The following is an 18233-nucleotide window of genomic DNA, read 5'->3' as shown; positions in this document are numbered from 1 at the left end:
CATGTATCGCTATCGAAGCACTCCTTGTTCTGTAGGAACAGCGTATAAATTGATGAAAAACGGAAGTGAAAGACGACGACTCGTCGAAAATGAAAAGCAATTTTCTTCCTGCGATGTATTGCTGCCATAGCATTCCTTGTCCTGCGGGAACAGCACGCGTCCGAAGATCCACTTGGTAAAGTGTTTTTCTTTACCAAGTTAGCTGAGGCGGTGCCCGCGGAAAGCGATCGTCTGTAACTGGAGTGAATGAGCAAATAGATTATATTCCACAGCGGTGTTTGTTCTTCTTAATTAAAATAGGATTGAACGGTTTTATTACAAGCAGATTCTAAAACCATTAATAATTTTATGCGAGCTTTTTGGCCATTTAATCTTTTGGCGAAGATGACACCCATGTCTTGCAACTGTTTTCCACCACCCTGGTATGCATACGTAGGCTGAACAACCCCTTTAAAACTTCTTGATACTAATACAATAGGAATTTGTTTTTGTAGTAATGCTCTCAATGGATCAATAATGTCTGGTGGTAGATTTCCTTGTCCAAGTCCTTCAATTACTAAACCGTCTATATCCATCCCCAACATTGCATCAAAAAGTATTCTATCCATTCCGGCATACGCTTTAAGCAGCGGAACCCGTTTAGAAATGTGTTGGAAATCAAATTTTTCATACGATATCCATTTATGATAAAAATAAATGTCTTGTTTTGTTACCATTCCAATAGGGCCAAATTGTGGACTTTGAAAGGTAGCGACATTACTGGTTGCTGTTTTAGTAACATATGTTGCGGTGTGAATTTCATCATTCATAACAACTAAAACACCTTTTTCTGACGCTTCTTCTGTAGTCGCTACACGCATAGCGCAAGTTAAATTATATAATCCATCCGAGCCGATTTCATTACTAGAACGCATTGCGCCAGTAATTACTATTGGTTTTTTCGTTTCAATATATAAATCTAAAAAATAGGCCGTTTCTTCTAATGTATCTGTACCATGTGTAATAACAAAACCATCAAACTCGTCTATTCTTTCTTCAATATATTTCCCGAGTGATAGCATATGATCGGGTGTTATATGAGGAGAAGGTAGGTGATAAAATACTTTTTCCTCTACCTTAGCGAATTGATTAATGATTGCTTGTGCTTGTGTAAGTGGATTCGTTTCTGTTGTGCTAACCGATCCAGTCACTTGATCTTCTGACATAGCAATTGTGCCACCTGTATGTATTATTAAAATATGTTTCATTGTTTCCACCAACTTTATATTTTTCATTTTTATTACTTCATGATACGATGAAAGTAATTTTTATGGAAGAGGGTAATGTAGCATGTTTGCACTTTTGTCCGCTGGGATAGCGCCGGCATTAGCTCTGATGACTTTTTTTTATTTGAAAGATCGATTTAATACAGAGCCAATCTTACCAATCGTTCAATCATTTATCTATGGTGCGCTATTAGTTTTTCCACTCATGTTTGTTCAATATGCATTTGCTACTGAGGAAATTGCCCAAGGTTCTTTTCTTTCGTCATTTATTTTGACTGGTTTTTTGGAAGAGTTCTTTAAATGGTTTATTTTTGTTTATACTGTATATAAATTCACAACATTTAACTCTTTTTATGATGGAATTATTTATGGTGTTGCAATTAGTCTAGGGTTTGCGACAGTTGAAAATATATTGTATTTAGTTGCCCATGGAATCGAATATGCACTTGCTAGAGCGTTCTTTCCTGTGTCATCACATGCACTTTTTGGTGTCGTTATGGGTTATTATCTAGGTAAAGCAAGGTTTAAACCAGAGAAACCGAGATTAATGATGTTTGTAGGGTTAGTTATTCCTTTTCTCTTGCATGGCTTCTATGATTACATTCTACAAACAACAAAAGGAAATTGGATCTATATTTTAACCCCATTCATGATTTTACTATGGTTGAATGCAATTAAAAAAGTAAAACAAGCAAATTATTATACCAAAAATAGTGAACAGCGCGTTTCAAATCAACAAATCGATATTTTATAAAAGAAGTATTGTATGTAACGATCATACAATACTTTTTTTATTGAATTGATGCAAAGTTAAATTGATACAATGAATAAAAAATAGATTTAGCCTAAAAATACCACTAACAATAATTTTTCATATTGCAGGAGGTTTTGATATGGCTGAGAAAATAAAAATATTATGGATAGTTAGTTCTTTTCTTTTCCTGTTTAGCTTAATCGCTTTGACACCAGAAAACGAAGTAGATGCGTTTAGTTCACAAGTTATACAACATGGTGCAACGGGAGAGGACGTAATTGAATTACAAGCTAGACTTCAATATTTAGGTTTTTATAACGGGAAAATTGATGGAGTGTTTGGTTGGGGTACTTACTGGGCATTACGTAATTTTCAATATGAATTTGGAATGGAGATAGACGGACTGGCAGGACAGGAAGCTAAAAATAAACTAGTTAAAGCTTCACAGTATGATAAGGAATTTATTAAAAAGAACATTGAATCTGGTAAAAAGTTTACTTACTATGGCGGTACTCCAAAGAAGGATCAAGTAGAACAAAAGCCTCCCAAAAAGAGTGAGGTAAATAATAACAATAAAAATGAAAGTAAGGATCAAGCGCCTCAAAAGGAGCAAACTTCTATTCAACCGACATCTGTTAATGTGCCCAATGGCTACTCACAAAACGATATACAATTAATGGCTAATGCGGTCTATGGTGAAGCCAGAGGAGAGCCTTATGAAGGTCAAGTGGCTGTTGCAGCTGTTATTTTAAATCGAGTGCAAAGTACCTCTTTTCCAAATACTGTTTCAGGTGTTATTTTTGAGCCTCGCGCATTTACCGCGGTCGCAGATGGACAAATTTGGCTTACTCCAAACGACACTGCAAAGAAAGCAGTAGTTGATGCACTTAATGGTTGGGACCCGACAGGTGATGCAATCTACTATTTTAACCCTAATACCGCTACATCTAGTTGGATTTGGTCAAGACCACAAATAAAACGGATTGGGAAACATGTTTTTTGCATGTAAGAAAGGAGTATACTGATTATGTTTAGATGGATTTCTATTTCATTATTAACGATCGCAATTTTTGCAACAGCCGCCTGGGGTTATCAAGAGCATCAAGAAAAAAATGCTATATTAATACAAGCGGAAAACAATTATCAACGTGCCTTTCATGATTTAACATATAAAATAGATTTATTACATGATAAAATCGGGACAACATTAGCTTTAAATACAAAGGACACATTATCCCCACAACTAGTTGAAATATGGCGAATTACATCAGAAGCAAACACAGATGTTGGTCAACTACCTTTAGCGTTATTGCCTTTTAATAAGACAGAAGAATTTCTTTCAAATATCGGTGATTTCACGTATCGAACAGCAGTACGTGATTTAGAGAACAGTCCATTATCAGACGAAGAAATTAAAGACTTGAAAGGTTTATACCAAACTGCTGGAGTGATTAGAAAAGAGTTACGTAAAGTTCAGCATGTCGTATTGGAAGAAAATTTACGTTGGATGGATGTGCAGCTAGCACTAGTAAACAATGACGAACAACAAGACAATACAATTATTGATGGTTTTAAAACAGTTGAAGAAACAGCTAAAGAATATTCAGAAAGCACACTGTCATCAAATATAACAGGTATTTCAAATGAAAATCATGATTATCGATTTATTACTGGAAATAAAATAAATGAAACAGAAGTGACCGATAAAATACGCAAGCTGTTTTCTCTAAACAAAGAAACAGAAATTGTTGTTGCTAAAAGCGGAAAAGGAGCGTCATTACCAACATATAGTGGTTCGTTTAAATCTGATGGTGTGCATGGTTATATTGATATATCAGAAAAAGGCGGACACCCACTTTCTTTTATGTTAAACAGAAAAATAAATGAACAGAAGTTAAGTTTAAATGAAGCGGCAAATAAAGCAGCGGCATTTTTAAAGAAAAATGGACTAACGGATATGGAGCTCCTTCAAAGTAGTCAATACGATCATGTAGGAGTATTTCAATTTTTATATAATCAGGATGATGTTCGAATTTATCCTGACAAGATACAATTAAAAGTGGCTTTAGATAACGGAGAAATATTAGGATATATGGCTAATGACTATTATCGTAATCATCAAGAAAGAACAATTCAATCACCTACGATTTCTTTAGACGAAGCAAAAGCAAAAGTTAATCCGTCTGTAACTATTCAAGATCAGCATCTAGCTGTAATTGAAAGTGATGTAGCAGAAGAGGTTTTAGCATATGCATTTCTAGGAACCATAGATCAAGAAACTTATCGAATATTTATTGATGCAAATAGTGGGAATGAATTACAAGTCGAAAAATTAAAAGCAGTTGAAACAAAATGGAATATCGATTAGGGAATGGATGTAAATCCTTCCCTTTTTTTCTTTCAATTTAGTCCAAAATGTTGTATAACTATAATGAGTATTTCTTCTTAGTACAAATTTATTAAAATGAAACCGATGCTTTTTGTAGGAGGGTTTTAGAAAGTTGATAAAAATTGGCATGACTCTGAGGCTACAGTCATTAGAAGATGAGCAAACACCAAGCTATCGTTGTAAAATTGTTGAACATCAAGGTGAGACTATATATGTTGATTATCCAATTGACGAAACAACTGGACGAACAAATATTTTTCCTAAAGGAACTAGTTTTAATGCAAGTTTTGTTGATCAGTCAGATACAGTGTATGAGTTTAAAACTGAAATCATAGGTAAGAAAAAAGGCCAGATTCCGATGCTAATGATCCATTTTTCTGAAGAAGAATTAAAACGAATTCAGAGAAGGGAATATGTTAGAGTCAATAGTGCTTTAGATATTTCTATTCATGATACAAAAGGTATTCGCTCTCCTTTTCACTCCATTACTACGGATATTAGTGGTGGTGGTTTATGTGCATTGTATTCACTAAATGATTCTTATCAAAGTGGAGAAATAGTAGATATTTGTGTTGTATTACCAATGGAAAATGAGCAATTAGAGTATATATTGACAGAAGCTAAAGTAGTTCGAGTGTTTAGTAAAGGAGAGGTAGATAAACCTTTGATAACGCTTGAATTTAAGGATATTCCAGAAAGAGATAGGCAGCTAATCATTAAACATTGTTTCGAAATTCAATTAAAGAATAGAAGGCGACAATTATAAATTTAGGCGAACACACCTAACATTTTGAGTAAAATATGTTATCCTTATTTATGTATCGAAAAGAATGTTGTTTTTGGTTTAAAGAGAGGACGAAGAAAAATGAATAATAATAAAATTGCTATAGCTATTGATGGTCCGGCGGCTGCGGGAAAGAGTACAGTAGCTAAGAAGATAGCAGAACAATTAAATTACATATATATTGATACAGGTGCAATGTATCGGGCATTGACCTATAAAGCATTGCAACAAGGCATCTCCTTATCAGATGAAAAGCAGCTTTATGAATTGATTAAACAATCAACGATAAATTTACAACAAGTTGATAATAAACAAGTTGTAATAATTGATAAAGAAGATGTTACGGATGCAATTAGAAAAGAAGATGTTACAAATAATGTATCAATCGTTGCACAACATCGTTTGGTACGTGAAGAAATGGTGAAGCAGCAGAAGCAATTAGCAGCTGAACGCGGAGTTGTTATGGATGGCAGAGATATTGGTACACATGTCATACCTGATGCAGAAGCGAAAATATATCTAATTGCTTCAGTGGAAGAAAGAGCAATACGCAGACACGAAGAAAATGTATCGAAAGGATTTACTTCTGATTTAGAAAAACTAAAGAAAGAAATTGCTCAGAGAGATAAATTAGATTCAGAGCGAGAAGTATCTCCATTAATTAAAGCGGAGGATGCGATTGAAATTGATACAACATCACTTTCAATCGATGAAGTAACCCAAAAGATATTATCAATTGTATCTAACACAAAGGAGTAAAAACAATGAGTTTTTATCGATTTGCCACAATTGTTGTTCACATAGCTTTACTTCCTTTTTACCGATTTCAGGTTATTGGTAAAGAAAATATCCCGAAAGACGGTCCGGTTATTATTTGTTCTAATCATATTTCAAATTTAGATCCGCCTGTAGTTGGTATCACTTGTCCAAGAGATATTTACTTTATGGCAAAAGAAGAATTATTTAGAAACAAACTACTTGGTGCTATACTCTTGAAATCCCATGCATTCCCAATTAAGAGAGGAATGAAAGATCGAGATGCGCTAAGGAGGGGTTTAGATATATTGAAAGAAGGAAATACATTAGGTTTATTTCCTGAGGGTACAAGAAGTAAAACTGGAGAAATTGGTAAAGGGCTGTCAGGAGTAGGATTCTTTGCTTTGCGCTCTGAAGCTACTATAATTCCTTGTGCGATTATCGGGCCATATAGAAAAGGCAAGCGCTTAAAAGTAGTGTATGGAAAAGCAATCGCTATGGATGAATTGAGAAAACGCAAGGCTAAAGCTAGTGAAGTGACAGATGTGATTATGGACAACATTAAGCAATTAAAGCAAAAGTACACACAAGAAAATTTAGTCTAACCCTTGACAAAAAAGCGAAAATGTTAGAAGTTAGAAAAAAAGACAAGTTATTTAAGGTTTTGTCGTAAATTCAAGGAGGCCGTTTGTATGGATGAGTTAAATAAAGAAGTATCTGAATTTAAAGGATTAACAGAGGGAGATACCGTAACTGGAAAAGTGGTAAAAGTTGAAGAAAAGCAAGTATTAGTTGACATTGATTACAAGATGGATGGTATCGTACCGATCAGTGAGTTGTCTAGTCTTCATATAGAAAAAGCAAGTGACCTTGTTAATGAAGGTGACGAATTAACTTTAAAAGTTAAAAAAGTGGAAGAAGAAGAAGTGATCCTTTCAAAGAAAGCGATCGATTCAGAACAAGCTTGGGAAGACTTAGAGCAAAAATTAGAAGAAGGTACTGTCTTTAATGCTACTGTTAAAGAGATTGTTAAAGGTGGATTAGTGGTAGATGTTGGATTGAGAGGATTTATACCAGCGTCTCTTATCGAAACCTTTTTTGTTGAAGATTTTTCTGAATACCAAGATAAAACTCTCGCATTAAAAGTAGTAGAATTAGACAAAGATAAAAATCGTGTAATCCTTTCACATCGTGCTGTTGTTGAAGCAGAAGAAGCAGATAAAAAACAGCAATTACTAGCATCTATTGAACAAGGTCAAACAATTGAAGGAACGATTGCTCGTATTACTTCATTTGGTGCCTTTGTTGATTTAGGCGGTATTGATGGTTTAGTTCATATTTCTCAACTGTCTCACGAGCATGTAGAAACACCAACTGAAGTTGTTTCAGAGGGTGAAACTGTAAAAGTGAAGGTATTATCTGTTGATAAAGAGAACGAACGTATTTCTCTTTCAATTAAAGATACGTTACCTGGACCGTGGGAAAACATTAGTGAGAAGGTTCAACCAGGAAATATTGTTGAAGGTACTGTTAAGCGATTAGTTAACTTTGGAGCCTTTGTTGAAGTTTTACCAGGTGTTGAAGGACTAGTGCATATCTCACAAATCTCCACGGAACATATCGGTACACCTCAAGAAGTATTGGAAGTAGGTCAAACGGTAGAAGTGAAGGTGTTAGATATTAGTGAATCAGATCAACGCATTTCTTTAAGTATTAAAGAAATTGAAGCTGATAAAAACCAACAAGAACTTAAAGCTTATGAAAAAGAAGAAGATAGTTCAGGTTTCCAATTAGGTGATATGATTGGTGACAAATTAGACAAATATAAATAATTTATTAGTAAACCAGGTATAGCGATATAAGCTATACCTGGTTTTTTATTTATAAGACGTTTAGAAATCGTATGATTAGCTATACTTTTAATGGTGATGAAAATGATAATCATACATTGGTTTCTGTGGATAATATGGATTTTTGTGACATTTTTAATGAATAAAGGAACGAAGCGAACAACTATTGCTTGTTTTTTGTTGTTATTTATTCTTCTATCCTCTAATACTTTGACATGGCATCAAATAGAATTGAATCTGTCAATTGTCTTATTATCTATTATAAGTAGCTTTTTGTTAATCAAATCGAGAAGAAAACTATTTTTATTTTTTGTATGCTTATGTATTTCACATTTCTATGCTGCGCTTCAGTTGTGGAATATTACTAATCCAGTATGGGTTTTTGCGCCTAAACTACTGATTTTTAGTTTGCTGCTCGTTTGTTTTATTTTATTTGTGACCTCTGACTTGTTGGAACGATTCGTCATTTCTGTAACATCTATTATTTATGGAGAAATAATCTATAGTATCGTTGTGTATCCATTAGGATGGAACATTATAATTGGTGATGTTTTTATATTAAACCTACTTGCGATCTTAAGTTGCATTATTTTGCTGTTTCATTTTTACACGGAAATAAAAATGAAACTTCAGGACATACTAGTCTTAATGGAACAGCAAAATAAGAGGTGGACAAATGAATGAGTACACAATGCCAATAATATATGGGGTAACTGTGGGTACAATTGCTAGAGCGATCATGCTCCGTACCGATTACCGGCAATACCCTACTTATTTACATGGAAAGGTTATACACCTAGCGTTAGGTTTTATTGCGGCTGGATTAGGGGCTGTAGCAATTCCTGCGATAATGGAGAAAGAATTTACTGCCGTGACATTTCTAACTATTGCAGCTTCACAATTTAGAGAAGTGAGAAATATGGAGAGAAATACCTTAGCGGAATTAGACAGCTATGAATTGGTTCCAAGAGGAAATACATATATTGAAGGGATAGCTATCGCTTTTGAAAGTAGGAATTATCTTGTTATATTTACTGCTTTTCTAACTACCTTTGCTTATATCTTGACAAATTGGGTCGGAGCCCTAGTCGTTACGGCTATTTGTTTGTTTGTAAATAAAAAACTAATGAGTGGTTCCACGTTAAAAGAAATTGTTTCTATTTCCTTATCAGAAATTCATTTTGATGGCGCTGGCTTGTATGTTGATAATATATACATCATGAACATCGGATTGCCTGAAAGACAGGAAGAGATTAAAAAATTTGGTATGGGGTTTATTTTAACACCTAAAAATTTTGATGTGCGCTCTACAATTGCTAACCTCGGACAACGACAAGCAATATTGCATGATGTGTCTGTATCATTAGGTGTTTTTAGAGACTCGGGAACACCTGCTTTAGTTCCTTTGATTAAACGTGATTTAGATGATGGACGTATTGGTGTATTTATTTTACCGCAAAATCAAGATCCGAAAAAGGCAGCACAGATTATTGGGGCAGTTCCAGTTCTGGAAAATGCAATTCGAATGCCTTCTGAATCAAAAGTGAGCAAGAAAAATAGAGGTGAATAGCATGACGATAGATAAAGCAATATTAGCTGTAATTACAACGAACAAACAAAAGATAGGCGGAGGAGCTCCTATCTTTTGTTGTGATACGAAGGAAGAAATGGATAAGGTAGCAGCGAATTTAGAAGCAATATTAGATGGAATTAGCCATGCGCTAAGTGATGAATTATATATTATTGTGAAACATTAAATAAAACATTGTTGTTTCTATGTACTGCTTTTGCTAAACTATATAAGTTAAGGTTTATAAATTTTCAATAAAGAAAGTTACGTTGCATAAAAATGATATGCAAGTATAAAAGAAAGGATGTACCTTTCATGAGAAAATCAACTGTAGCAATTGTAGGTAGACCCAATGTTGGAAAATCAACCATTTTTAATCGACTTGTAGGAGAAAGAATCTCCATAGTAGAAGACATCCCTGGTGTAACACGGGATCGTATTTATGCGCAGGCAGAGTGGTTAACAACAGTATTTAATCTAATCGATACTGGAGGTATTGAATTAGGTGATGAGCCATTACTTGTTCAGATGCGAGAGCAAGCAGAAGTGGCCATTCAAGAAGCTGATGTAATTATTTTTATGGTTAACGGACGTGAAGGAATTACTGGTGCTGACGAAGAAGTAGCCAAGCTATTATTTAAATCAAATAAACCCGTTGTACTCGGTGTGAATAAAGTAGACAATCCTGAAATGAAAGATCAAATTTATGAGTTTTATTCACTTGGATTTGGTGAACCTTTCCCAATTTCAGGAACGCACGGCTTGGGTTTAGGAGATTTATTAGATCAAGTAGTAAATTATTTCCCGACTAAAGAAACAGAGCAAATAGAAGAAGATACCATATATTTCAGTTTAATTGGTAGGCCGAATGTTGGAAAATCATCACTTGTAAATGCTCTGTTACAGCAAGAGCGTGTTATAGTAAGTGATATCGCAGGAACAACAAGAGATGCGATAGATACTCCGTTTACTAGAGATGAGCGTAATTATGTCATCATAGATACTGCTGGTATGCGTAAAAGGGGAAAAATTTATGAAACTACTGAAAAATACAGTATATTACGAGCGCTTAAAGCAATTGAGCGTTCTGACGTAGTTTTAACTTTAATTGATGCGGAAACTGGGATCATAGAACAAGATAAAAAGATTGCTGGCTACGCGCATGAAGCAGGTAAAGCTGTAGTAATTGTTGTGAACAAATGGGATACTGTGGAAAGTGATGAAAAGGCGATGAAGGCTTTTGAAGATAAAGTTAGAGTTCATTTTCCTTTCTTGGATTATGCTCCGATTGTATTTTTATCTGCAAAAACAAAGAAACGTACGCATACACTTTTACCCCAAGTGTTAGAAGCTAGTGAGAATCATACGAAACGTGTAGAAACGAATGTGCTAAATGATGTAATCATGGATGCACTTGCTGTAAATCCTACACCAACGATCAAAGGAAAGAGATTGAAAATCCTTTATGCGACTCAAGTTGCGACAAAGCCACCAAGTTTTGTTGTTTTTGTTAATGATCCTGAACTTTTGCATTTTTCTTATGAAAGATTCTTAGAAAATAGGATTCGAGAAGCATTTGGTTTTGAAGGAACGCCAATCAAAATCTTTGCAAGGCGTCGACAATAAAGGGGGATAATCATGGAGAAAATCGCTGTTTTAGGTGCTGGAAGTTGGGGCACCGCGTTGGCAATGGTATTAACAGATAATGGTCATGAAGTATGTTTGTGGACACATAAACAAGAACATGCAAAAGAAATTAATGAATCACATACAAATAAAAATTACTTGCCAAAAATTACTTTACCAGAAAGTCTGAAAGCATATACTTCGTTACATGAGGCGTTAAAGGACGTTACAACGATTGTGTTTGTTTTACCTACAGAAGCAATAAGAGATGTTTGTAAGCAAGTATCAACAATCCTAGATCGTCACGTTACGATTATTCATGGTACAAAAGGGATCGAACCCAAAACATTGAAGCGTGTTTCTGAAATGATGGAAGAAGAATTGCCAAGTGAATATTATACAGACATTGTAGTTTTATCTGGTCCAAGCCATGCTGAAGAAGTTAGTTTAAAGCATCCAACAACGGTTACAGTATCATCTAAGACAATGACAGAAGCAGAAAAAGCACAGGATTTATTTATTAATGAAAACTTCCGTGTGTATACTAGTATGGATATGATTGGTGTTGAGCTTGGTGGATCACTAAAAAATATTATTGCATTAGGTGCAGGTATTTCTGATGGATTAGGTTATGGCGATAATGCAAAAGCCGCACTAGTTACAAGAGGTTTAGCTGAAATTTCTCGTCTAGGAACAGCAAAAGGAGCAGACCCATTAACTTTTGTGGGATTAAGTGGTGTTGGTGATCTAATTGTGACTTGCACAAGTGTGCATAGCCGAAATTGGAGAGCTGGAAACCTTTTAGCAAAGGGTAATAACCTTGATGATGTTTTAGCTGAAATGGGTATGGTGGTCGAAGGTGTACGTACCACTAAAGCTGCTTATGAACTTGCAGAAACAGAAAATATTGAAATGCCTATTACAAAAGGTTTATACAAAATTTTATTTGAAAATGCTAACGCTAAAGATGTTGTTGATGAATTAATGACACGCATGCGTCGTCATGAAATGGAAGATTTAACAAATATCTTGTCGAACAGGTATAAGCAACAGTAAATGAACATAGGCGATCCAACTTGCATATAGTATCTAGAAGATATTAGTCAAGGAGGAGAGCGTGTGAGCGATTTTCAAAAAAACATGTTTGATCAAATTTCGAAGAATTCAAATATTAGCCCTGATCAAATTTTAAAAGTTGCAAATTCAGTTCAAAATGCTGATTTTTCCAATGAAAAAACTGTTCGAAACTTAGTAAAACAACTTGCTAAAATGGCAAACAAACCAATATCAAAAGAAAAAGAAGATAAACTCGTTCAATCCATTACTAAAAATAATGTACCTAAGGATATAAACGCATTAGGACAATTATTTAAAAAGTAACCGAATTGGGCAAATGAGGATACAAACATTCCAGAATTCGCATAAAATACAGAGCACAGGCATTTATATTAGGGGTGCTTTGGGTATTATTTAGTCATACCGAGATAGAGGTCAATCCTTTATCTCTTTTTTTGTTTTCTTATAACAATTGTTTTCAATTATAAAATACAATATTTTTTAGAAAATTATCTCACTCCATTCTATTCTATCTTTTTAATGCATAACTATTGAAGAAAGGTTGTAACATATTAGCGTTATTTTCTTGAAGTTAATAATGATTGTTGGATTTAAGAAGTTTTTCTTGTGATTAAGTCATATTTTAATGGGACAATGTCATAGAATGAAACTGTCAAAGATTCGTAATCGTGAAAGGTGTTAATAGATCAGGAGGGGATCACTTGGAAAGAGTTGATATTTTTAAGGACATTTCTAAACGAACAAATGGTGATATCTATTTAGGAGTGGTAGGAGCCGTACGTACAGGTAAGTCAACTTTCATTAAAAAATTTATGGAAAAAGTTGTTTTACCTAACATTACTGATGAAAGCGAGCGAGTACGGGCGCAAGATGAGCTGCCTCAGAGTGCAGCCGGTAAAACGATCATGACAACTGAGCCAAAGTTTGTTCCAAATCAAGCTGTAAGTGTACAAGTAGATGAGGGATTAGATGTCAATGTTCGTTTAGTCGATTGTGTAGGGTATGCAGTAAATGGTGCGCAAGGTTTTGAAGACGAGAATGGCCCAAGGATGATTCATACACCATGGTATGAGGAATCCATCCCATTTCATGAGGCTGCTGAAATTGGCACTAGAAAGGTTATACAAGAACATTCTACAATGGGAGTAGTTGTTACAACCGATGGGACAATTGGTGATATCCCTAGAGAAGAATATCTAGAGGCAGAGGAAAGAGTTGTAGAGGAATTAAGAGAAGTAGGTAAACCATTTATAATGGTCATAAACTCTACGCAACCATATCACCAAGATACAGAGCTTTTAAGACAAGAGTTAGCAGAAGCGTATGACATTCCTGTCTTGTCTATGAGTGTAGAGAATATGCGAGAACATGATGTATATAACGTGTTAAGAGAAGCCTTATATGAGTTCCCGGTATTAGAAGTTAATGTGAATTTACCTAGCTGGGTAATGGTTTTAAATGAAGAACATTGGCTTAGAGAAAATTATCAATTAGCTATTCAAGAAACAGTCAAAGATATTAAACGCTTGCGTGATGTAGATCGTGTCGTTGGCCATTTTGATGATTATGATTATATTGACCAAGCTAAAATAGCTGGGATTCAAATGGGTGAAGGTGTTGCTGAAATTGACTTAGAAGCTCCAGATTACTTATATGACCAAGTGTTAAAAGAAATTGTTGGCGAAGAAATTAGAGGGAAAGATCATTTGTTACAGCTAATGCAAGATTTTGCTGAAGCAAAAAGAGAGTATGATCAAATAGCTGATGCATTGCAAATGGTTAAGCAAACGGGCTATGGCGTAGCCGCACCTACAATTAATGATATGCGTCTAGATGAACCAGAAATCATTCGTCAAGGAGCACGTTTTGGTGTTAGGCTAAAAGCTGTTGCACCATCTATCCATATGATTAAGGTAGAAGTGGAATCTGAATTCTCACCAATCATCGGCACGGAGAAACAGAGTGAGGAATTAGTAAGGTATTTAATGCAAGACTTTGAAGAAGATCCACTATCCATTTGGCAGTCTGATATCTTTGGAAGATCACTTAGTTCTATCGTGAGAGAGGGTATTCAAGGGAAGTTATCATTAATGCCTGAGAATGCGAGGTATAAATTAAAAGAAACCCTAGAACGAATTATTAATGAGGGATCAGGTGGCCTAATCGCAATCATTCTTTAACGACTTGTTTAACAAGTCGTTTTTTGTTTGTCTAAAAAATGAAGAAACCTAATTTATCAAGTTTTGTAAACACTTGCAATGATTGTTTTGTTGTGGTACTATTCAAGTGAAATTAGCAAGATTTACACGTTCTAACTAGGACAAAAGAACAAATTGTTATAAATTTTGCTATTTTTTGTTGAATTTAAAGGAAAAGTCGTTTATTATAAGCCTTGTCATCATTTAATTGGTGATTGGAAGTATATGGACTATCTTTTAAAAAGGTAGTTATCGTTTAAGTTCGAACACTTCAAAGGTAATTGATTTTGGGAGGAGGTGAATATCATGAACAAGACAGATTTAATTAATGCAGTCGCTGAGAAAAGCGAGCTATCCAAAAAAGATGCAACAAAAGCTGTAGATTCAGTTTTTGAAACTATCATGGATTCACTAAAAGACGGTGAAAAAGTACAACTAATCGGTTTCGGTAATTTCGAAGTACGTGAACGTGCTGCTCGTAAGGGTCGTAACCCTCAAACAGGTGCTGAAATTGAAATTCCAGCTAGCAAAGTACCTGCGTTCAAACCAGGTAAAGCCCTTAAAGATAGTGTAAAATAAACATTTACATATGGGCGCGAAAAAGGGTGCATAATGCACCCTTTTTCTATTACTAAAAAAAAGGAGGTTATATCTTATGAAAGAGATGTCGCAAGGTGATTTTTTTATTGTTAAAGCTTTAGAAAATGGTGTGCAAGTAATTGGGTTAACTCGCGGAACAGATACAAAGTTTCATCACGCAGAAAAGCTTGATCAGCATGAGATGCTTGTTGTCCAATTTACAGAGCATACGTCAGCTATTAAAATTAAAGGAAAAGCTGTTATTGAATCAAGTGTTGGACAAATGCGAAACGATCAATAATGAATTACTGGATACATACAAAAAGCAAAATAAAATAACTTATGTTATACTAATTTTAATGAATTTTTTGGTTTCGGTATGGTTTTTGGAGAAAGGATTTAGGTGGTCCCATGTCAGACTTATCATTTAAGAGCATACAAGTAGAGTTAGAAGAAAAACTTCAACATCCATACTTAAAACAATTTATTAAAAAACCAGTAATTAATAATGATAAGCTTGTAATATTATATAACTTAGTAGAACAAACATCTTATACAGATAAAGAAAAGAAAAGCTACATTATAACAACGATGCTAGTACAAATAGCGTTAGATACGCATGATTTAGTTTCAGAAAAACATGACTTTGAATCAAAACAGACAACGAAAAGTAGACAATTAACCGTCTTAGCCGGTGATTACTTTAGTGGTTTGTATTATTATATACTCGCTAAACTTGAAGACATTACCATGATTGCGACATTGGCGTCAGCGATCAAAGAGATAAATGAAATAAAAATGTCCATGCTTTATGATGAGAATCAATCTGTCCAGCAGTGGATTGATCGAATAAAGTCATTGGAATCTATGCTAATTGTTCGAGTAGCTAATCATATGAATAATCATTCAATCAACACTTTTGCAGAAGAGTGGCTATTAACAAGAAGATTGCTTAGAGAACAAATGTCAGTCGAAACAAATAAGCCATCAGATCGAATTGAGCAATTTACGGAACATTTAAGTAAAGATCAATTACTCTCTAACCAAGCAATAGAACCAGACATACGTAAGCATTTTTCATTATCCAAGGATCTTTTTTATCAAATCCCTGAGCAATTTCAGTTTTTAATTACTTACGCACAGTCCTTTTTTACGGTGGACTACAATCATTACATGTTATCAACGGAAGAAGGGTAAGAATGAAAGAACAATCAAAAGAAGAACGTGTACACCATGTGTTCGAAAAAATATATGATCGCTATGACTTCATGAACTCTATTATTTCTTTTAATCAACATAAAGTTTGGCGAAAAGACGTAATGAAAAAAATGAAAGTGAGTAGAGGCTCATCTGCACTTGATGTCTGTTGTGGAACAGGGGATTGGACGTATGCATTAGCTGAAAAGACTGGGCGATCAGGTAAAGTAATTGGTTTGGATTTCAGCGAGAATATGTTATCCGTAGCCAAAGATAAGCACACAGAACAAATTCAGCCTCAATTATCTTTTATCCAAGGTAATGCAATGCAATTACCGTTTGAATCTAACTCGTTTGATTTTGTTACTATAGGGTTTGGTCTTCGAAATGTTCCTGATTTCCAACAAGTATTAAACGAAATGGCCAGAGTAGTAAAACCAGGTGGAAAAGTGGTTTGTCTTGAAACCTCTCAACCAACTTTGCCAGTTTTTCGTCAATTATATTATTTTTATTTTAAGTTTATCATGCCAACTTTCGGAAGATTTTTAGCTAAAAGCTATAAGGAATATGCGTGGTTACATGAATCTGCAAAAACTTTTCCAGATAAAATAAAACTGAAGAAAATGTTTGAAGATGCGGGTCTTTCGTCTGTTGAGGTGAAAAGCTTTACAGGCGGAGTTGCTGCGATGCATATGGGTGAGAAGAAAGTTAATAGTAAGAAATAATAGAGCGAGAATAACAAATTCAAAGGTGAAATAGATAATGAAACTAGCAATGACATATTCTTATTTAAAGCCTGATTTGCAGTTAATTGAGCAGGCGTTAGAAGATACAATTCAGGCAAAGCATCCGATATTGAATGAGGCTTCCACCCAATTACTAAAGGCAGGGGGGAAAAGACTACGCCCAATTTTTGTATTGCTAGCGGGTCAATTTGGTGATTATAATATATCCAAATTAAAAGCTGTAGCTGTTTCTTTGGAATTGATTCATATGGCATCTTTAGTTCATGATGATGTGATTGATGATTCTAAACTGAGACGTGGTAAACCTACTGTTAAAGCAAAATGGAATAACCAAACCGCTATGTACACAGGTGATTATATCTTTGCAAGGTCACTAGAGTACTTAGCACATCTAGACAATCCTCGTGCACATCAAATTTTAGCGAAAACGATGATTGATTTAACTGTAGGTGAGATTGAACAAATTAAAGATAAGTATAATTTTGATCAACATTTACGACATTATCTTAGAAGAATCAAGCGAAAAACAGCTTTACTGATTTCTTCGAGCTGTCAATTAGGAGCAATTGCTTCAAATGCCTCATTGGAATACGAAAAGAAGTTAAAACAATATGGTTATAATATTGGGATGTCTTATCAAATTATTGATGATATATTAGATTTCACTGGTTCTTCAAAGCAATTAGGAAAACCAGCAGGAAGTGATCTTATTCAAGGTAATATTACATTACCGACATTGATTGCTATGCAGGATGAGTCATTTTATAATCAATTGATGGAAGTTTTTTCGCATGACACAATTGAGAAAGCTCAGATTGATCCACTTATTACATATATAAAAAAATCGGACGCGATAGAGAAATCTTATCATATTAGTAACCAATATTTGAATAAAGCAACAGAAGTAATTGAATCCTTACCTAATATTAAGGCTAAACAAACCTTTGAAGAGATTACTAATTATATTGGTAAGCGAAAAATTTAACTATAATTTATTGCTAGGAGATGAATGAATAAAATGGAACAAACTTTTATTATGGTCAAACCAGATGGTGTTGAAAATGGTGTAATTGGACAAGTAATTGCACGATTTGAAGAAAAGGGTTATAAATTACTACAAGCTTCTGTAACAACAATTAAACCTGAACTTGCAGAAAAACATTATGAAGCACATAAAGATAGAGATTTTTTCCCTGACTTAGTATCATTTATAACTTCAGGTCCTGTTGTGCCAATGGTTTGGCAGGGAGAGAATATTATTGAAGAAGCACGAAAATTAATTGGTGCAACCGATCCCAAAAAAGCGGAACCAGGAACAATTCGTGCCGATTTTGGTAGTAGCATTAGTACGAATGTTGTACATGGTTCAGATTCTAAAGAAAACGCTTTAAGAGAAATAGAACTTTTTTTCAATACTCGTTTTGAATAAATAGGAGTTAAGT

The 18233-nt window shown here is 34.5% G+C and carries 21 protein-coding genes; 20 read left to right on the top strand and 1 reads right to left on the bottom strand.

Annotation, left to right across the window (positions count from 1 at the left end; all coding sequences use genetic code 11):
• Nucleotides 1–287: 287 nt before the first annotated feature.
• Complete coding sequence (locus HP569_RS02160) at nucleotides 288–1247, bottom strand: asparaginase (RefSeq protein ID WP_182199430.1); 960 nt, start codon at nucleotides 1245–1247, stop codon at nucleotides 288–290.
• Nucleotides 1248–1329: 82 nt separating this feature from the next.
• Between HP569_RS02160 and prsW the strand changes: the two genes are divergently transcribed.
• The 20 genes from prsW to ndk all read left to right on the top strand — a co-directional run bounded on the left by prsW (nucleotide 1330) and on the right by ndk (nucleotide 18220).
• Nucleotides 1330–2019: a glutamic-type intramembrane protease PrsW gene (gene prsW / locus HP569_RS02155; protein WP_182199429.1), complete on the top strand. Its 690-nt coding sequence runs from the start codon at nucleotides 1330–1332 to the stop codon at nucleotides 2017–2019.
• 139 nt (nucleotides 2020–2158) lie between these two features.
• The gene (gene sleB, locus HP569_RS02150) at nucleotides 2159–3028 is read left to right on the top strand and encodes a spore cortex-lytic enzyme (RefSeq protein WP_182199428.1); all 870 of its coding nucleotides are present in this window, start codon (nucleotides 2159–2161) and stop codon (nucleotides 3026–3028) included.
• Between the two features lie 18 nt (nucleotides 3029–3046).
• Nucleotides 3047–4387: a germination protein YpeB gene (gene ypeB, locus HP569_RS02145; protein WP_182199427.1), complete on the top strand. Its 1341-nt coding sequence runs from the start codon at nucleotides 3047–3049 to the stop codon at nucleotides 4385–4387.
• Nucleotides 4388–4520: 133 nt separating this feature from the next.
• A complete protein-coding gene (locus tag HP569_RS02140; protein ID WP_182199426.1) occupies nucleotides 4521–5174 on the top strand; it encodes a flagellar brake protein in 654 nt (217 codons plus the stop codon).
• A 99-nt stretch (nucleotides 5175–5273) separates the two neighbouring features.
• Nucleotides 5274–5951, top strand: a complete 678-nt coding sequence (gene cmk, locus HP569_RS02135) for a (d)CMP kinase (protein ID WP_182199425.1) — start codon at nucleotides 5274–5276, stop codon at nucleotides 5949–5951.
• Between the two features lie 5 nt (nucleotides 5952–5956).
• Entirely contained in the window at nucleotides 5957–6553 is a 597-nt protein-coding gene (locus HP569_RS02130; protein ID WP_182199424.1) for a lysophospholipid acyltransferase family protein, read from the top strand.
• A gap of 87 nt (nucleotides 6554–6640) precedes the next feature.
• Nucleotides 6641–7780: a 30S ribosomal protein S1 gene (gene rpsA, locus HP569_RS02125; protein ID WP_182199423.1), complete on the top strand. Its 1140-nt coding sequence runs from the start codon at nucleotides 6641–6643 to the stop codon at nucleotides 7778–7780.
• A 90-nt stretch (nucleotides 7781–7870) separates the two neighbouring features.
• Nucleotides 7871–8482 carry a YphA family membrane protein gene (locus HP569_RS14580; RefSeq protein ID WP_425501799.1) on the top strand — a complete coding sequence of 204 codons (612 nt, stop codon included), beginning with the start codon at nucleotides 7871–7873 and terminating at the stop codon, nucleotides 8480–8482.
• Nucleotides 8475–9368 carry a YIEGIA family protein gene (locus HP569_RS02120; protein ID WP_182199422.1) on the top strand — a complete coding sequence of 298 codons (894 nt, stop codon included), beginning with the start codon at nucleotides 8475–8477 and terminating at the stop codon, nucleotides 9366–9368. Before HP569_RS14580 ends, HP569_RS02120 begins: the two co-directional genes overlap by 8 nt.
• A gap of 1 nt (nucleotide 9369) precedes the next feature.
• Nucleotides 9370–9555, top strand: a complete 186-nt coding sequence (locus HP569_RS02115) for a capping complex subunit for YIEGIA (protein ID WP_182199421.1) — start codon at nucleotides 9370–9372, stop codon at nucleotides 9553–9555.
• Nucleotides 9556–9683: 128 nt separating this feature from the next.
• Nucleotides 9684–10994 (top strand): ribosome biogenesis GTPase Der, encoded by a 1311-nt coding sequence (gene der / locus HP569_RS02110; RefSeq protein ID WP_182199420.1) that lies wholly within the window; start codon nucleotides 9684–9686, stop codon nucleotides 10992–10994.
• 12 nt (nucleotides 10995–11006) lie between these two features.
• Nucleotides 11007–12050 (top strand): NAD(P)H-dependent glycerol-3-phosphate dehydrogenase, encoded by a 1044-nt coding sequence (locus HP569_RS02105; RefSeq protein WP_182199419.1) that lies wholly within the window; start codon nucleotides 11007–11009, stop codon nucleotides 12048–12050.
• 63 nt (nucleotides 12051–12113) lie between these two features.
• Nucleotides 12114–12374: a stage VI sporulation protein F gene (locus HP569_RS02100; protein ID WP_182199418.1), complete on the top strand. Its 261-nt coding sequence runs from the start codon at nucleotides 12114–12116 to the stop codon at nucleotides 12372–12374.
• A gap of 398 nt (nucleotides 12375–12772) precedes the next feature.
• Nucleotides 12773–14251 (top strand): stage IV sporulation protein A, encoded by a 1479-nt coding sequence (spoIVA, locus tag HP569_RS02095; protein ID WP_182199417.1) that lies wholly within the window; start codon nucleotides 12773–12775, stop codon nucleotides 14249–14251.
• A gap of 324 nt (nucleotides 14252–14575) precedes the next feature.
• A complete protein-coding gene (locus HP569_RS02090) occupies nucleotides 14576–14848 on the top strand; it encodes an HU family DNA-binding protein (protein WP_182199416.1) in 273 nt (90 codons plus the stop codon).
• A gap of 85 nt (nucleotides 14849–14933) precedes the next feature.
• Nucleotides 14934–15149: a trp RNA-binding attenuation protein MtrB gene (gene mtrB, locus HP569_RS02085; protein WP_182199627.1), complete on the top strand. Its 216-nt coding sequence runs from the start codon at nucleotides 14934–14936 to the stop codon at nucleotides 15147–15149.
• Nucleotides 15150–15259: 110 nt separating this feature from the next.
• Nucleotides 15260–16045 carry a heptaprenyl diphosphate synthase component 1 gene (locus HP569_RS02080; protein ID WP_182199415.1) on the top strand — a complete coding sequence of 262 codons (786 nt, stop codon included), beginning with the start codon at nucleotides 15260–15262 and terminating at the stop codon, nucleotides 16043–16045.
• A gap of 2 nt (nucleotides 16046–16047) precedes the next feature.
• Nucleotides 16048–16770 (top strand): demethylmenaquinone methyltransferase, encoded by a 723-nt coding sequence (locus HP569_RS02075; protein ID WP_182199414.1) that lies wholly within the window; start codon nucleotides 16048–16050, stop codon nucleotides 16768–16770.
• Between the two features lie 37 nt (nucleotides 16771–16807).
• Nucleotides 16808–17776, top strand: coding sequence for a heptaprenyl diphosphate synthase component II (gene hepT / locus HP569_RS02070; protein ID WP_182199413.1), 969 nt, complete (start codon nucleotides 16808–16810; stop codon nucleotides 17774–17776).
• Between the two features lie 33 nt (nucleotides 17777–17809).
• Entirely contained in the window at nucleotides 17810–18220 is a 411-nt protein-coding gene (ndk, locus tag HP569_RS02065) for a nucleoside-diphosphate kinase (protein ID WP_182199412.1), read from the top strand.
• The last annotated feature ends 13 nt before the right edge of the window (nucleotides 18221–18233 follow it).

It is taken from the genome of Paraliobacillus salinarum, assembly GCF_014083865.1.
Classification (GTDB): Bacteria; Bacillota; Bacilli; order Bacillales; family Amphibacillaceae; genus Paraliobacillus; species Paraliobacillus salinarum.
This window is presented reverse-complemented; position numbering and strand designations above follow the sequence as displayed.

Bases quoted from the DNA above. Each gene is read 5' to 3' on its own strand.
- der (WP_182199420.1), top strand. From the start codon at position 9,684: ATGAGAAAATCAACTGTAGCAATTGTAGGTAGACCCAATGTTGGAAAA.
- cmk (WP_182199425.1), top strand. From the start codon at position 5,274: ATGAATAATAATAAAATTGCTATAGCTATTGATGGTCCGGCGGCTGCG.
- mtrB (WP_182199627.1), top strand. From the start codon at position 14,934: ATGTCGCAAGGTGATTTTTTTATTGTTAAAGCTTTAGAAAATGGTGTG.
- sleB (WP_182199428.1), top strand. From the start codon at position 2,159: ATGGCTGAGAAAATAAAAATATTATGGATAGTTAGTTCTTTTCTTTTC.
- HP569_RS02105 (WP_182199419.1), top strand. From the start codon at position 11,007: ATGGAGAAAATCGCTGTTTTAGGTGCTGGAAGTTGGGGCACCGCGTTG.
- HP569_RS02130 (WP_182199424.1), top strand. From the start codon at position 5,957: ATGAGTTTTTATCGATTTGCCACAATTGTTGTTCACATAGCTTTACTT.
- hepT (WP_182199413.1), top strand. From the start codon at position 16,808: ATGAAACTAGCAATGACATATTCTTATTTAAAGCCTGATTTGCAGTTA.
- HP569_RS02080 (WP_182199415.1), top strand. From the start codon at position 15,260: ATGTCAGACTTATCATTTAAGAGCATACAAGTAGAGTTAGAAGAAAAA.
- ypeB (WP_182199427.1), top strand. From the start codon at position 3,047: ATGTTTAGATGGATTTCTATTTCATTATTAACGATCGCAATTTTTGCA.
- HP569_RS02160 (WP_182199430.1), bottom strand. From the start codon at position 1,247: ATGAAACATATTTTAATAATACATACAGGTGGCACAATTGCTATGTCA.
- prsW (WP_182199429.1), top strand. From the start codon at position 1,330: ATGTTTGCACTTTTGTCCGCTGGGATAGCGCCGGCATTAGCTCTGATG.
- rpsA (WP_182199423.1), top strand. From the start codon at position 6,641: ATGGATGAGTTAAATAAAGAAGTATCTGAATTTAAAGGATTAACAGAG.
- HP569_RS14580 (WP_425501799.1), top strand. From the start codon at position 7,871: ATGGTGATGAAAATGATAATCATACATTGGTTTCTGTGGATAATATGG.
- ndk (WP_182199412.1), top strand. From the start codon at position 17,810: ATGGAACAAACTTTTATTATGGTCAAACCAGATGGTGTTGAAAATGGT.
- HP569_RS02115 (WP_182199421.1), top strand. From the start codon at position 9,370: ATGACGATAGATAAAGCAATATTAGCTGTAATTACAACGAACAAACAA.
- HP569_RS02120 (WP_182199422.1), top strand. From the start codon at position 8,475: ATGAATGAGTACACAATGCCAATAATATATGGGGTAACTGTGGGTACA.
- HP569_RS02090 (WP_182199416.1), top strand. From the start codon at position 14,576: ATGAACAAGACAGATTTAATTAATGCAGTCGCTGAGAAAAGCGAGCTA.
- HP569_RS02075 (WP_182199414.1), top strand. From the start codon at position 16,048: ATGAAAGAACAATCAAAAGAAGAACGTGTACACCATGTGTTCGAAAAA.